The organism is Blastococcus brunescens, assembly GCF_035320885.1.
Classification (GTDB): Bacteria; Actinomycetota; Actinomycetes; order Mycobacteriales; family Geodermatophilaceae; genus Blastococcus_B; species Blastococcus_B brunescens.
Genome location: NZ_CP141261.1, coordinates 648,317 through 662,144, shown reverse-complemented (window position 1 = coordinate 662,144; position 13,828 = coordinate 648,317). Strand labels below are relative to the sequence as shown.

The 13,828-nt window shown below is 71.3% G+C and carries 15 protein-coding genes and 1 pseudogene; 3 read left to right on the top strand and 13 right to left on the bottom strand.

Annotated features, from left to right (window positions below; genetic code table 11):
• Window positions 1-77 precede the first annotated feature (77 nt).
• The 13 genes and pseudogenes from U6N30_RS04660 to U6N30_RS04610 form a co-directional block, all read right to left on the bottom strand.
• Window positions 78-284 carry a hypothetical protein gene (locus U6N30_RS04660; RefSeq protein WP_324276332.1) on the bottom strand — a complete coding sequence of 69 codons (207 nt, stop codon included), beginning with the start codon at window positions 282-284 and terminating at the stop codon, window positions 78-80.
• A gap of 32 nt (window positions 285-316) precedes the next feature.
• Window positions 317-793, bottom strand: a complete 477-nt coding sequence (locus U6N30_RS04655) for a type II secretion system F family protein (protein ID WP_324276331.1) — start codon at window positions 791-793, stop codon at window positions 317-319.
• The gene (locus tag U6N30_RS04650; RefSeq protein ID WP_324276330.1) at window positions 786-1,256 is read right to left on the bottom strand and encodes a hypothetical protein; all 471 of its coding nucleotides are present in this window, start codon (window positions 1,254-1,256) and stop codon (window positions 786-788) included. The genes U6N30_RS04655 and U6N30_RS04650 overlap by 8 nt, the downstream gene beginning before the upstream one ends.
• A complete protein-coding gene (locus U6N30_RS04645; protein WP_324276329.1) occupies window positions 1,253-1,918 on the bottom strand; it encodes a type II secretion system F family protein in 666 nt (221 codons plus the stop codon). The genes U6N30_RS04650 and U6N30_RS04645 overlap by 4 nt, the downstream gene beginning before the upstream one ends.
• Window positions 1,919-1,971: 53 nt before the next feature.
• Window positions 1,972-2,115, bottom strand: coding sequence for a hypothetical protein (locus tag U6N30_RS04640; protein WP_324276328.1), 144 nt, complete (start codon window positions 2,113-2,115; stop codon window positions 1,972-1,974).
• A pseudogene (locus U6N30_RS04635) lies at window positions 2,112-2,872 on the bottom strand (CpaF family protein). The gene U6N30_RS04640 and the pseudogene U6N30_RS04635 overlap by 4 nt, the downstream one beginning before the upstream one ends.
• Before the next feature lie 51 nt (window positions 2,873-2,923).
• Complete coding sequence (locus U6N30_RS04630; protein ID WP_324276327.1) at window positions 2,924-4,033, bottom strand: tyrosine-type recombinase/integrase; 1,110 nt, start codon at window positions 4,031-4,033, stop codon at window positions 2,924-2,926.
• A gap of 120 nt (window positions 4,034-4,153) precedes the next feature.
• Window positions 4,154-5,338 carry a hypothetical protein gene (locus U6N30_RS33270; RefSeq protein ID WP_422678028.1) on the bottom strand — a complete coding sequence of 395 codons (1,185 nt, stop codon included), beginning with the start codon at window positions 5,336-5,338 and terminating at the stop codon, window positions 4,154-4,156.
• Complete coding sequence (locus U6N30_RS33265) at window positions 5,275-6,132, bottom strand: AAA family ATPase (protein ID WP_422678027.1); 858 nt, start codon at window positions 6,130-6,132, stop codon at window positions 5,275-5,277. The genes U6N30_RS33270 and U6N30_RS33265 overlap by 64 nt, the downstream gene beginning before the upstream one ends.
• On the bottom strand, window positions 6,056-7,822 hold the full coding sequence (gene mobF / locus U6N30_RS33260; RefSeq protein ID WP_422678026.1) for a MobF family relaxase: 1,767 nt from the start codon (window positions 7,820-7,822) through the stop codon (window positions 6,056-6,058). Before mobF ends, U6N30_RS33265 begins: the two co-directional genes overlap by 77 nt.
• A 225-nt stretch (window positions 7,823-8,047) precedes the next feature.
• Window positions 8,048-8,836 (bottom strand): hypothetical protein, encoded by a 789-nt coding sequence (locus tag U6N30_RS04620; RefSeq protein WP_324276326.1) that lies wholly within the window; start codon window positions 8,834-8,836, stop codon window positions 8,048-8,050.
• A 642-nt stretch (window positions 8,837-9,478) separates the two neighbouring features.
• Complete coding sequence (locus tag U6N30_RS04615; RefSeq protein ID WP_324278163.1) at window positions 9,479-9,802, bottom strand: DUF2188 domain-containing protein; 324 nt, start codon at window positions 9,800-9,802, stop codon at window positions 9,479-9,481.
• Window positions 9,803-10,138: 336 nt separating this feature from the next.
• Window positions 10,139-10,375, bottom strand: coding sequence for a hypothetical protein (locus U6N30_RS04610; protein ID WP_324276325.1), 237 nt, complete (start codon window positions 10,373-10,375; stop codon window positions 10,139-10,141).
• 459 nt (window positions 10,376-10,834) lie between these two features.
• Here U6N30_RS04610 and U6N30_RS04605 point away from each other — a divergent pair, with 459 nt between their 5' ends.
• Genes U6N30_RS04605 through U6N30_RS04595 form a run of 3 tightly spaced genes read left to right on the top strand, consistent with a single transcriptional unit; the run spans window position 10,835 to window position 13,787 of the window.
• Complete coding sequence (locus tag U6N30_RS04605; protein ID WP_324276324.1) at window positions 10,835-11,668, top strand: hypothetical protein; 834 nt, start codon at window positions 10,835-10,837, stop codon at window positions 11,666-11,668.
• Complete coding sequence (locus tag U6N30_RS04600) at window positions 11,668-13,116, top strand: N-6 DNA methylase (RefSeq protein ID WP_324276323.1); 1,449 nt, start codon at window positions 11,668-11,670, stop codon at window positions 13,114-13,116. Before U6N30_RS04605 ends, U6N30_RS04600 begins: the two co-directional genes overlap by 1 nt.
• Window positions 13,113-13,787, top strand: coding sequence for a hypothetical protein (locus U6N30_RS04595; RefSeq protein ID WP_324276322.1), 675 nt, complete (start codon window positions 13,113-13,115; stop codon window positions 13,785-13,787). The genes U6N30_RS04600 and U6N30_RS04595 overlap by 4 nt, the downstream gene beginning before the upstream one ends.
• Window positions 13,788-13,828: the final 41 nt, after the last annotated feature.

Genomic DNA, 13,828 nt, shown 5'->3' with positions numbered 1-13,828 from the left:
GCGCTGCCCCGCTCGCCTGTAGGGACCCCTCTGCCCCCACCGCTCGCACGCCCGCGGCGGGACCCTGCAGAGGGGCCTCAACCACCGCTCGTGACGGAGGTGAGGGCGTTGGTGACCGCGTCCACGACCGCCTCGCGGAACGGGATGAGGATGGCCAGCACGAGGGCCGCCGTCATCACGGTGATCATCACCCAGCCGGGGACGTCGCCCCGCTCGGGATCGGCGCCGCGCACCCGCGCCGTGAATGCGGCGAGAGCGGTGGTCAGGTACGTGAACGGGCGCATGATGCGTTCTTCCTCCTGTCGGTCCCGCCGGCTCATCGAGCCAGCGAGACGATGCTGATCAGCCCCGGGAACAGGGCGAAGAGAACGGTGACCGGCAGGACCAGGAAGACGACCGGCACCATCATGGCGATTTCCTTCCGGCCACCGGCCTCGAGCAGCCGGCGCTTCCCGGCCTCGCGGACGTCGGCCGCCTGCGCGCGGAGCACCTCGGCCAGGGGCGTTCCGCGCTCGATGGCCACGAGGAGGCCGTCGATGAACCGGGCCAGCGGGTCCAGGGACGTGTGGTCGGCGATGTCCTGCAGCGCCTCGACCAGCGGCACGCCGGCGCGGGCCCGCCCGAGCGCCGCGCCCAGCTCCCGGGCCAGCTCGCCACCGGAGAGCCGGGTGACCCGGGCGATGGCAGCCGTCGGGCTCTCCCCGCCGTGACGGCCAGCGCGAGCAGTTCGGCGACGACCGGGAACTCGGCCAGGAGCAGCTCCTCGCGCCGCTGCACCTGCTGGGTCAGCCACCAGTCCCGGCCCAGCACCCCACCGACCAGCCCGGCGACGCAGAGCAGCCCGGCCGAGAGCACGTTGAGGTCACCGGCCGCGACCGAGCCGACGGTGGCCACGACCGCCGCGGCGAGCAGCCCGAGCCCGCCCCAGACGACCTGCTCGACGCGGAAGTCTTCGACGCCCGCGTCGCCGCCGAGGGCGTCGAGCCGGCGGCGGACGGCGGCCCGTCCCCGAGCATCCGGTCGACCAGCCGGGCGCCGTCACCGACCGCCGGTCCGAACACCCGGCGGACGGCGGTGAGCAGCCCCGGCTCGGTCGCGGTGCCGAGCAGCCGTGAGGGCGGCGGGGTGTCGTGCACGTAGGGCGCGAGCCGGTCGACGAGACGCACCGACCGGAACGGCGGCGCGTAGCTGACCACCAGCACCACGCCGACGCCGGCCAGGAGGCCGAGCAGGATGCCCGTGACCCCGGCGGTCACTGCAGCACCCGGACGTCCTGGGGCAGCCGCCCGATCCGCAGCATCAACCGGTAGGCGACGACGCACACGGCCCCGCCGACCAGCAGGATCCCCGTGCCGAGCGCCGAGTCGTAGGCGGCCAGCGTGGTCGACTGCGTCGCCAGCAGGAGCAGCACGACCCAGGGCGCGGCGACGGCCAGGCGCGCCGCCGATACCACCCAGCCCTGCCGGGTCTCCAGCTCCGCCCGCGCGCGGGCGTCCTCGCGGAGGAAGGTGGCCAGCGTCCGCAGCACGCGGCCGAGATCGGTGCCACCGACCTCGCGGGCGACCCGCAGCGTCTCCACGATGCGGTCGCCGACCGGGTCGGCGAGGTCGTCCTTGAGCCGGTCGAGGCAGGCGCTGAACCGGCCGGTCGACCGGTACTCGGCGGCGAAGCGGCCGAACGGCGCCCGCAGCACCTCGGGCCCGCGGGTGGACAGCGCCGACAAGGCCTCCGGTAGCGACATCCCGGCCCGGACGGCGGAGGCGAGGTTGTCCACCACTTCCGGCCAGACCTCGCGCAGATCCGCCGTGCGGCGGCCGGCGAGCCGGCGCACCTGCGCGTACGGCAGGGCGAAGCCGAAGAGCCCGAACACCAGGCTCACGGTCACGGTGCCCGTGGTCAGCAGGACGACGACCAGCACCAGCAGTCCGAGGCCGACCTGCAGGGCCAGCAGCTGCGCGGCGTTGATGCCGGTCAGCCCCGCCTCGGCCAGGAGCAGCTGGCGCCGGCCGGGGCGCCGGGGGCGGTGCGCGGCTGCGGAGCGCGCGGGCCGCTGCGCCAGATCAGCAGCAGCCCGACGCCCAGCAGCAGCCCGAGCAACGCCCCGGACTCCGTCATGTCCGCTCCCCGAGCAGGGCGGGGAGGTCGAACCCGGCGGCGGCGAACCGGTCGGGGTGCGGCGGGTAGCCGTCGGCCCGCACCAGCCGGTTGTCACGGGTGGTGAAGACGTCGGCCGTCTCGATGACGCCGTTCTCGGCCCGCCCGGGCAGCGCGACGATCTCGCGCACCCGCCGCTGACCCGAGGCGTCGGTGTTGACGTGCACGACCAGGTCCACGCTGGCCGCGACGGTCGGGACGACGAACGCCGTCCCGATGTTCTCCCCGGCTAGCAGCGGGAGCGTGCACATCTTCACGACCGCCTCGCGGGCGCTGTTGGCGTGCAGCGTGCACATCCCCGGCAGGCCCGAGTTCAGCGCGATCAGCAGGTCGAGGCACTCCTCCTGCCGCACCTCCCCACGACGATGCGGGAGGGCCGCATGCGCAGCGCCTCCTTGACCAGGCGGCGCAGCGGGATCTCCCCGGCGCCCTCCAGGTTGGCCTGCCGGGTCTGCATGGAGACGACGTCGGGCAGCGGCACCCGGAGCTCGAAGACCTCCTCGCACGTGATGACCCGTTCGCGCGCAGGGATGGCGGCGCACAGGCAGTTGAGCAGCGTCGTCTTGCCTGCCTGCGTGCCGCCGGACACCAGCACGTTGAGCCCGGCGGCGACGGCGGCCTCGAGGAAGCGGGCCGCCTGCGTCGTGATCGTCCCGAGCGCCACGAGCTCGTCGAGGCTGTGCGCCTGCAGCACGAACTTCCGGATGTTCACCGCCATGTGGCGGCGGGTGATGTCGGGGATGACGCGCTACCGGCCTCTCTCCGCAGGTCAACGCAGGTATGCGACCCCCTCAGTCCGCACGGAGTCCGCAGATCGAGCGAACGCCGCGTCGACAGCCGCACGGGTTCGGGTGTCCGCGTCGGGCCACAGGTGCGAGTAGGTCCGCAGGGTTTCCGTTTCGTCCGCGTGCCCCAGGACGTGTGCCACGGTCTTCACCGACTCCCCGTAGCGGATCAGCGCCGAGGCGGTGAAGTGCCGCAGGTCGTGGAACCGCGCGGTCGGGAGGCCGGCGCGCTTGCGGAGCGGCTGCCACACCGAGTTGTTGAAGGTATTGGCCCAGATCGGGCCGCCGGTGCGCGATCGGAAGACGAGGTCGTCCGGTCCGGCCGGGAACCCCGCCAGATGCTCGGCCAGCGCCGAGGCGACCACGTCGGCCAGCGGCACCGTGCGGATACTTCCGCGGGTCTTCGGCGGTGCAAGCTTCGGCGGCGCCCCCGGCACCAGCGTCAACTGCTCGACGACATCCAGCTCCCGCTCCAGGAACCGAACCCTGCTCACTTTGAGGCCCAGCGCCTCGCCCAGCCGCAGGCCACAGCCGGCGCCCAGGACGACGAGGGCGCGGTACCGGTCGGGCGCGGCGTCGACTAAGGCCGCGACCTGCTCGACTGTCAAGGGGACGACCTTTTCCCGGTGCGGCCGAGGAGGAACGGTGTCCCGACACGGTGACTTGGCGAGGAACCCGTCCTCAACGGCGTCGGCAAAGATGCCAGCCAGCAACGCCATCATCTGACGACTGGTCGTCGGCGACAGCTTCGCCTCGATCCCGCGACGCAACGCGAGCACCTGCGTTCGCGTGACTGCCGACAGCCGCTTGTCCCCGAACGCGGGCAGCAGGTGATTCCGCAGATAGGAGTCGTAGGCCCGGCGGGACGAGTCCCGTAGCGGCTGCGCCGGCAGCCAAGTCTCGACATAGGCACCGAAGGTGCTCCGGCCCCTCTTCGGGTCAACCCAGTCGCCGCGCACCAACGCCGCGGTCTGTTCGTCGAGCCACCGCTGGGCGTCGACCTTGCGCCTGAAGTGGCGGGCGTGCTCCTTGCCGTTCTCGTCCCGGTACCGCGGCCGGTACGTGCCGTCAGGCCGTCTCGCGATCGACGCCACCGCTCATCGCCTCCCTCGTCGTGCATCTGGCCATGGCCAGCGCAGTCTCGGCTCGTCTGCTGACCCGAACGCTGACACCGCGAATGGGACTTGTCCTCTGGTTCCTGCCTACCTGGGGATTCACCGAGACATCCCCAGCCCCGCGTCGGGATGTAGTGCGAGCCGTCGGACGTCCTCGGGCCGCGGCGGTCGGACGACCAGCTGCGGTGGTGCCGACGGGGAGGCGGGTGTCTGGGTGGTGGCGAGCCCGGGGTCGTGGCGGGCCCGCCAGTGGTCACGCTCTCTGACTAGCTGGTCGGCCGGCTGGGCGAGGAGAGCCGGCTCGGCCGTCAGTCGAGCGATGCGAGCTCGGATGGCGGCCAGTTCTGCCTGAGTGGCGGCGATGTCCCGGTCGGCGTCGGACAGTCGCTCCGCCGGATCGAGGGTCCAGGCGAGCGGTCCGAAGCGGGCGAGCCGGGCCTCATGCTGACGGCGGGCGTCGGCCACCGCGGCCCCGGCGTGCCGGTGGATCTCCTGTGCGGTGGCTGCGGTCGCGCGCAACCGAGCGTGCTCCGGGTGTGCGTCCTCGGCGTGATGGCGGGCGTAGGAGTCGAAGGCAGTCCACAGCCGCGGTCGGTCGTCGGCCCGGTCAGCCAGGCGCGCGATCTGCTGCGGGTCGGTGGGCATGGCCGGCAGGTAGGGCCGCCAGGCGTCCGCCCAGTCGACCAGCTGCTCGCCGGCCCGGTTCACCGCCGCCCGCCGAAGCCGGAGCCGGCCGGGACCGTCGAGCACGACCAGCGCGGCGTCGCGGGCGACGTCACGCCCGGTGTCCCAGCCGTCGAGCAGCGTGTCGCGGATCCGGTCAATCTCGGCGGTGACGACCGCCCCGCTGGCGTCGGCCCGCGCCGTGGCGTGGCGGCCGTCGATTCCCGCCTGCCGATAGGCGTCGGTCAGCACGGCGACCCGGTCGGCGTGGGCGGACTCGAGCGCGACGATCTCGCGCAGCCCGTCCCGGCGCGGCAGGTCGGAGGCGAGCCGATCCAGGCAGCGCTGCTCGGCCGTCCACGCTGAGTGCAGGTCGGCGAGCGCCTGCTCCGGCGGTCGGGGCGTGGCGTAGCGGGCGGCCTCGGCGGCGGCCAGCCGGGCGGCGTGCGCCGGGCCGAGATCGGCGCGGTCGCGGGCGAAGACCGCGAGCCACTGCTCCCGCGCCTCGGCCGGGTCGGCCGCGACGAGGTGCGCGGTGTTGGCCTCCCTACCGCGGGTCATCCCGACGTAGGCCGCCGCCGCGCCGGTGTCCTCGCCGACCACCAGGTGCGCGGCGGCCACGGTGTCGCCTTGGGTGCCGTGCGCCGTGGTTGCGTAGGCCAGTTCCACGTGCGCGGTGACATAGTCGGCGGGCAGCACCCGCGCCCCTGTCCCGGTCGGGGTGACGGCGACAGTGACGTCGGGGGTGACAGCGGCCAACTCGCCGCCGGCGGGGGTGACATGCGGTGTGCCGTCGGGGGTGACGAGCAGCCCGCCGTCCCGGTCGACGCCGATGACCGTCCACACGTCGCGGTTGGCGACCCGCAGGTCGCGGTCGTTGCGGCGGGTGGCGATCCGGTCACCGACCCCGATCGGCTCCCCGCCCCGGTGACCACCACGCGCCGGTCGTCGACCCGGCCCTCGGTGACCAGACGGTCCCGGATGGCGGCATTGACGGCGGCGGCCTGCTCACGTGTGGCGACCACCACGGCCACGCGCTCGCCCGCGGTGTAGCCGTCGGCCGCGGCGGCGGCGAGCGCCTCCCGCAGCGCCTGCGCGTCGGGGTGCAGCCGGATCTGCCCGCGGGCCAGCAGCGCGTCGAACACCGTCCCGGGGTTCTCGCCGGCGCGCATCGCCAGGGTCAGCTCGGCGTAGTCGGTGTCCGGTGTCGTGGCGCCGGTGGCGTCGGTGCGGGTGAAGCGGTGCACCCCCACCAGGGTCAGATGCCCCGTCGGGTCGACCTGCGCCGCGGCGAGGTCCAGGACGCCACCCCGCCCGACCGCTGCGAGCTGATGCCGGTCACCGAGCAGGGCGAGGCGCACCTGGCACTCGTCGGCGACCGTCAGCAGGGCCCGGGCGGTGTCCTGATCCAGCATCCCGGCCTCGTCCACGACGAGGAGGTCCCCGGGCGGAGCCGCGCCCCCTCCCCGGCCCGGCGTAGACACCTCCCGTGGTCGGACAGAGATCCCCGATACCGAGCCGGGCCCAGGCGCCGTCGTCATTCCAGCGCCAGCCGTACTCGAAGGCCAGCCGGGCCGCCGACCCGGCGACCGCGCCGACCTCCGCGGCCACGACCTTGGCCGCCTTCAGCGTCGGGGTCACCACCACCAGCCGGCGCCCCTGCTCGGCGAGCAGGGACCGGGTGGCGGCCAGCGTTGTCGTCTTGCCCGCGCCGGCCGCGCCCTCGATCACCACCAGGCGCCGCCGGCCGGCCAGCGCGACGACCGCCGCGGCCTGCCCGGGATCCAGCCGTGCGGCACCGGCTGCGACGTCGACGAGCGGTGTCTGGTCGGTGTCCGGGACGCCGGCCGGGCGCTCGGTGACCCGGGTGGCGAGGCGGGCGGCCAGCTCGGCCTCGACGGCGAGCACCGGCCGGGAAGTCCAGGCCCGGATGTGCTCGGGTACGCCGTCGCGGTCCAGCAGCGGCAGGCAGCGGTCCATCGCGCGGGCGGCGACATCTTCGGCCAGCTCGATCCGCACCGCCGCCTGCACGACGACGCCCGCGGCGGCGATCAGCCGCTCGACCTCGCCGCGGACGTCCGGGGCGTTCCACGCCGACCGGTCCGCCGCGAGCCGGGCCAACGCGCGCTGCACCAGCTCCTCTCGATCGAGGGCGCCGACCGGGGTGGGCGCCAGGTCAACGGGACCGGACGGGCCGCGGTAGCCGAGCCCGGACAGCTGCCCCCGCCACCGTTCGTCGAGGGTCACCCCGGGCTGCGCAACCACCTTGTCCGGGCGGCCGTCGGCCCAGGCGCGGGCGTCCCACGCCCGGCGCAGCGCCGGGCCGGGCCGTTCACCGGGGTGCGTGGCGGTCCATTCCCGTTCGTAGCGGTCCACATTCCGGGCGATCTGCGCGTTCCGCGCGCTGAACGGGCCGGCGTAGTCGGCGAGCTCCTGTATTTCTCCAGTAGCGTCCTTCGTGTAGCCGTGCGCGGCGAACGCGGCGTTCAATTCCGGGTCACACGCCATCGCCGCGTGCCCGATGCCGTTGATCGCCCCGAGCGAGTCACGGATCCCGACGGTGTGCAGGCCCCGCCATTTCCCGGCGGCGAACACGCGGGAGAGCAGCTGCAGGTGCAGATGCCAGTGCGGATCGTTGGCGCGGGAGGTGTAGTGCCGCACGGTGGCCGCCTCCAGCACCTGCAGCGGCACCTGCACCTGCCCGCCGCGCGGGCCGACCCGGGTGGTGGCGTGCTCCGCCAGCCAGCCGATGATCTGCTCGGCCGCGCGGTCCTGCGCCGCCTCGTACGCGGCGGCGATGTCCGGGTGCAGTGCGGCGGCCAGCGACCAGGTTTTCGGGCCGTTGACCACCACCTCGACGAACCGCACCGCCCGGTCGTCGTCGCGCAGTTGCCCCCGCGGCTGGTCGGTGTCCGGGTCGCGGCCGGCCACCCAGGTCTCGTAGCCGTCGCCGGTCAGCGGGACCAGTTCGGTCACGCGGGCGTCGGTGGCGGTGAAGCGGCGGGCGAAGCCGGTGCCCTCGGCCAGGTAGTAGTCATCGGCCCGACCCCTGTCGGCCTCCACATAGGCGCGGGCGGCTGCCGGGTCGCCGACGTACACCTTCATTCCCCGTGCATTTTCAACGCCACCCAATAACGACCAACAGGTCACCCCTAGAAACGGCGATGGGCCCCGCGAAGCGGGCCCGAACTACCCGCAAAGGTAGCATGCGTGCCGTCCTTTGATAAGCGAGCTCGTCCTTATCGAAGCGCGGAAAATCGCAACATTCAAGGCTGGCGCCATTCGAGAGTACGGACGTCGACGGAAATCGTTGGGTACTCGAGGAGCCGGTCAATCTCCTTGAGTGAGCCATCCTTGAGCTCGGACTGCGTCGACGATTGGGGCGATGTCGGGCTCGCGCTCGTGGTCGTACCGGAGGGCCTGCCAGGCGGCGAGGCGGAGGACGACGGCGGTGGGTCCGTTGTCGAGCAATAGCGCAGCTACGTGCTTCGCGGCCACGTACTGGCCGACCGAGTCTGGCACCCCGGCGAGGGCGCGCCCAAGCTGTCGAGTGGCGCGCAAGCTGGGATGGACGTCCTGCGGACGGAGGTCCTCGAGGAGCTGCTGTAGTTGCGGCAGACCGAAGCGTCCGATCGCGAATGCCGCGTCGGCGGGCCCTCCGGCGAGGATGCGTGGGCCGCCGGGTCCCCCGGCGGGTTCGGTGAGCCCGTAGGCATCGATGGCCCGCAGCGTCAGCGCGAGGGCGTCGGTGTCGCGCGGGTCGGGGGCTTGGCCGGCGACCGCCGCAACGACGAGGGTCAGCACGCTCCCGGCGTCAGCATCGCTGTCGTTGGCAGGCGCGTCGCGTAGCCGTCGGGCGATGGCCCGCATGAGCTTCGGATTGGCGCGGACGACCTCGTCCACTACCTCCTCGACGATCCCAGTCACCCCGCTCGATTCGCCATGCAGCGCGACTTGGGTACCGACAGGGAGGCCGAGATGGGCACGGATGGTGCGGTCGAGCTGAGCCAGATGAGTCCGGGCGGCGGTGAGGACGGCTTCGGGCGGAACGGGCATGCCTTCACCGGCCAGGCACAGGGCAGCATCGGTGTTGGTCTTGCCGCGTCCGGTGGCATCCACCAGCCGCAGGGACAGAACTAGGGCGTCGGCAAGCTCGCGATCTGTCCACGCGAGCGGCGCACGGCCCGGGTGTCTTCCGACGCGGGGAGCCGAGCCGGAGGGAGCGGGCAGCAGGCCCGCACGACGCCAGCCGGCGACCCGTGACGGTTGACACGGATGACCGTTAGCGCTGATCCAGTCGGCCAGCTCCTGATCGGCACGGGGTAGGGAGTCGCAGGGCGACGCGAGGCCGTCATGGACGGCCCGTGACCTCAGGCCCGAGCTTTCCTCTGATCATTTCGCTCAGGTACTCCCGATCAGTAGGGGATGGTTCACGCCGTCGGTCAGGTATCCGCGAGGAAGGGAGGTGATCCGCATGTCGGTGACTGACATTCGGCGGTTGACGGCGCTGCTCACGCTGGTGGGAACGGCGGCATGGGCAGTCGGCCAGATTCGGCGAGCCCTGTAACCGCGCGCGTCGGAGCCGACTTGATGCCCTCCAAGGCGTCGGGTCCGGCCGTGACGATGCTCAGATGTCGTGATCCACGGCGTAGTGGATGGGGAAGCATGTTGTCGTCGTGGGTGGGCGACGGTTGGGCAGCGCGACACCCCGGTCCCGATCGATCGATCGTCGGCCGAGACCGGGGTGTCGCAGCGCTTCCGCTATCGCCTGTCCCGCGGCGGGTTCGGGTCGTTCCCGGGCGGGATCGTGTCCTTGTCGCGGATCTGGCCCTGCTGGTTGTGAATGACGACCTCACCGCCGCCGGCGTTACGGACGATGTCGCGCGCTCGGTCGATCGCCTGCTGCTGGGTCTCGGCGTGGGCGGACCGACGCGCAGCGTCGGGTCTGGTCACGTCCCAGCCCCTTCGGGGTTCTTGACGACGTGACGGTCGTTGGAGTTGCTGCCCATGGGCTTGGGCGCTCCTTCTTACGGATAGCGCCCGGGGTGGACGCCTGAGGCGGACCGTAACGTCGAGATACGACAGAACCGGCCGACGCCGTCACTCGTTCGTCAACGGTCATCGCGACAGGCACGTTGGAGGATCCGCCGGATGGTTCCGAGCCAAAGCGCTGCTGTGCCGCCTGCCTGCTGACGCCGAGAGAGGCGCCGATCAGGGCCCAGGAGTAGCCGGCGGCCCGGGCAGCGGCCACCGCGTGACGCAGCTGGTCCTCGGCGTCGGCGAGAGCCTTGCCGGCGGCGATGATGCGCCGGTGATGAGTGGCGTCGTAGAACGTAGTGGTGGCGGGGTCGAGCTGGTCGAGCCACTGCTCGACGTCGGTGTCGACGGGTCGAACCTCGTGCTTGTGCACGGTCATGGGAATCACCTGAGGTACTCGAGGAACTTGGGGCGCATACGGTCGGCGTGGATGACACGGTTGGGTCGGTCGGCTTCGACGACGACGAGTTCAAGCAGTGCGCCGTCACGGCCGGGGCCAAGGACGAGGAGTCGGGTCTCGTAGTCGTATTCCTGGGGAACGATCCGGAGGGCGTTTTCCCACGCGTGGAGGATGTCGGCGTCCGCGACGCCGTGCTTGCGGGCGCTATCCGCGATCTCCACGACTGTCAAGGATAGGTTGACAGTCGAGTTAAGTCAAGTAGTTCTTGACACCGCCGTCATGCTCCGCGCCTCGGCACTGGCGGACACCCGCCGGCGAGCTCGCTCGCTCATCGAGGCGTCCGGGGGCGCTGCACGGACGCGCAGCAAGCTGGGCCCTCTGCCTGAGAGACGCAACCTCCTCCACACAGGCCCCCGCCCTGGGCGACGCTCACACCTACCGGTTCACGCGAGACCGGGCCGAGCTCAACGGCGAGTGGGCAACTCCCCACCGGATACTCAAGCTGCGGTCGAAGACCTGACACCGCGGATGCAGAGCTTCCGATCGGCGGCGCAGACCCGGCCTTGCAGCAGAACCCCTGCTTGCCGTCTTAGGGTCACCTTGTGGCCACCGGAAGCATCGACCTCACGGCGACGGCTGGGCGCCTATTGGCGCGCACCCCAGGCCGAGCCGAGGCCACCGTGCAGAGTGATCTACGACTGCTCCTGCTGGCCTCGGGTCTGAACCTTCGTGAGGAGAACCTGCACGAGGTCGTGCTGGAGGCCCCCGTCGGGCAGCGCCGGCGCATCGACGTCGAGGTTGGCGCCACTGTCTTCGAGGTCAAGCGGGACCTGCGCGTCGGGAACGTGCGCACCGATGCGGTCGCGCAGCTCGCCGGCTACGTCGCCGACCGAGTGCAGGAGACCGGCGCGCGGTATGCCGGGGTGCTGACCGATGGCGCGGAGTGGCACCTCTACCACCTCGACGCCGGGGAACTTTCCCTCGTGTCGTCCTTCACCCTAACGAGCACTTCCGGTCTGGATGACCTGATCATCTGGCTGGATGGCGTCCTGGCCACGGCCGAGGCCATCATCCCGACCCCGGCGACGGTTGCTCGACGCCTGGGCGCCAGCAGCCCCGCCCACGCGCTGGATGTGGCCGACCTGACGGCCCTTTACGAGCGGCACGCCAAGCACCCGGGCGTCGCGCTCAAGCGCAGTCTCTGGGCGAAGCTTCTCACCACCGCTCTGGGCACCGCATTCAGCGACGAGGACTCGCTGTTTATCGAGCACACACTGCTGGTGATTTCGGCGGAGATCATCGGCCACGCCGTCATCGGATTCGACCCTCGCACCCGGACATCAGCCCCGCCACGCTCGTCCGTGGACAGCTCTTCAGCGAGGCCCAGATTCGGGGCGTCATCGAAGAGGACTTTTTCGACTGGGTCGTGGAAGTCCCCGGCGGGGCTGCCTTCGTCACCACGCTGGCGAGACGTCTGGCTCGGTTCAACTGGGGCGACGTCGAGCACGACGTGATGAAGGTGCTCTACGAGTCGGTCATCAACCCCCAGACCAGACACTCGCTTGGCGAGTACTACACCCCCGACTGGCTTGCCGAAGCCATCGTCACGGAGGTCGTGACGGCTCCGCTTTCACAACGGGTCCTCGATCCTTCCTGCGGCTCCGGCACCTTCCTCTTCCACGCCGTCCGGCACTACCTGGGCCGGGCCGACGAGGCCGGCACCTCCGACGTAGACGCCATCCGGGGCGTCACAGCATCCGTGCTCGGTGTCGACGTGCACCCCGTGGCCGTCACGTTCGCTCGAGTCACCTACCTACTGGCACTCGGCCGGGAGCGACTCAGTCGCCAGGACCGCCCAGCGTTCAGCGTGCCTGTGTACCTGGGAGATGGCATCCAGTGGGGCCAGAATTCCACCCTCATCGACACCGACGCGCTGGTGGTGTCGACGGGGGACGGAGCCACCCTGTTCGCTGACGAGCTCCGCTTTCCGGACCGTGTCGTCGAGGACGCGGCCCAGTTCGACGCCCTCGTGTCTGACCTGGCCGATTCCGCCGCTCGACCTAACCGGCCACCGGCAGAGCCCCTGCTTCGGGGCGTCTTCCGTCGGCACGGCATTCACGACGCGGATCAGGGCACGATCACGGCCACCTACCGAACGATGTGCGAGCTGCACGACACCGGCCGCAACCACATCTGGGGCTACTACGTCCGCAACCTCGCGCGGCCGATCTGGCTCGCTCGCCCGCAGAACCGGGTCGACGTGCTCGTAGGTAATCCGCCGTGGCTGGCGTACCGCTACATGCCCGCGGAGATGAAGGCCAACTTCCGAGAAATGAGCGAGGCTCGGGGTTTCTGGGCGGGCCCCTCGGTGGCAACGCACCAGGACCTTTCGGCCCTGTACGTCGCGCGCGCCGTTGAGCAATACCTGAAGCCGGGAGGTCGCTTCAGTTTCGTCATGCCGCTCGCCGTCCTCTCTCGCCGGCAGTTCGCCGGCTTCCGAACGGGACGCTGGGGCGGGCCGAACCTCGGCCAGATGGACGTCGGGTTCGACACCCCGTGGGACCTGCACGCCGTGAAGCCAAGCTTCTTTCCGGTACCTGCTGCCGTAGTGAGCGGAGTGCACGCCGGGCCGGCTCGGGCCCTCACCAACTCGGCCGAGAGCTGGACCGGCCGGCTCAAGGGGCGGAACCCCACGCTGGCCGAGGCCTTCAAGCACATCACGCGTACGGACCCCGTTACCGGCGGACCCTCGAGCAGCGCGGTCCGCTCGCCCTACGCGGCCCGCTTCGCGCAGGGGCCAGCCTGGTTCCACGCTTCCTTCTCCTGGTCGACCGCGACCAGACGGGCCCCTTGGGCGCCGGCGCTGGACGCACGAGGGTCCGTAGTCACCGGAGCAGCAATGAGAAGACGCCGTGGAAGGAGCTGCCTGGGCACACCGGTTCCATCGAGAGCCAGTTCTTGAAGGCCGTCTTCGTGGGGGACAGCGTGCTGCCCTTCCGCACCCGGACGCCGCAGACCGGTGTCATCCCCTGGGACGGGACGAGTCTCGCGGAGACGACGACGAGCCGGCTGGACTACTACCCGGGCCTGGCTGAGTGGTGGCGGGCGACCGAGCAGACGTGGAGTTCGCACCGCACGAGCGCCATGACGCTCCTGGAGCAGATCGACTTCCGGAAGAAGCTTTCCGAGCAGTTGCCGGGGCCCGCGCATCGCGTGGTCTACACGAAGAGCGGAATGTACTTGGCGGCCGCCTACGTCTCCGACCACAGAGCGGTAATCGACCACAAGCTGTATTGGGCGACGGTGTCCGGAGTAAGCGAGGGTCGCTTCCTCACGGGCGTTCTGAACAGTGACGCCATCACCGAACTGGTGCGTCCTCTGCAGGCCCGAGGCGAGCACAACCCGCGCGACTTCGACAAGTACGTCTGGCAGCTGCCTATCCCGCTCTACGACCCCACCAGCGATCTGCACAGCCAACTCGTTGACGCTGCTCGGCGAGCGGAGGAAGCAGCTGCATCCGTGGAGCTGCCCACGACGAGCTTCCAAGCCCTCCGCCGCCTCATCCGACAGCGACTCGGCGACCTGGGGATCGCGAAGGAGCTCGATGAGCTGGTCCGAGGACTGCTCATCTGAGCGCGGACTGATTGAAGGACAGACTCGCGGTGGGGAGGCCG

What these genes read in the sequence shown, in the direction of transcription:
- U6N30_RS04660 (WP_324276332.1), bottom strand. Translation starts at nt 284, where the DNA reads ATGCGCCCGTTCACGTACCTGACCACCGCTCTCGCCGCATTCACGGCG.
- U6N30_RS04640 (WP_324276328.1), bottom strand. Translation starts at nt 2,115, where the DNA reads ATGACGGAGTCCGGGGCGTTGCTCGGGCTGCTGCTGGGCGTCGGGCTG.
- U6N30_RS33265 (WP_422678027.1), bottom strand. Translation starts at nt 6,132, where the DNA reads ATGCTGGATCAGGACACCGCCCGGGCCCTGCTGACGGTCGCCGACGAG.
- mobF (WP_422678026.1), bottom strand. Translation starts at nt 7,822, where the DNA reads ATGAAGGTGTACGTCGGCGACCCGGCAGCCGCCCGCGCCTATGTGGAG.
- U6N30_RS04600 (WP_324276323.1), top strand. Translation starts at nt 11,668, where the DNA reads ATGAAGGTGCTCTACGAGTCGGTCATCAACCCCCAGACCAGACACTCG.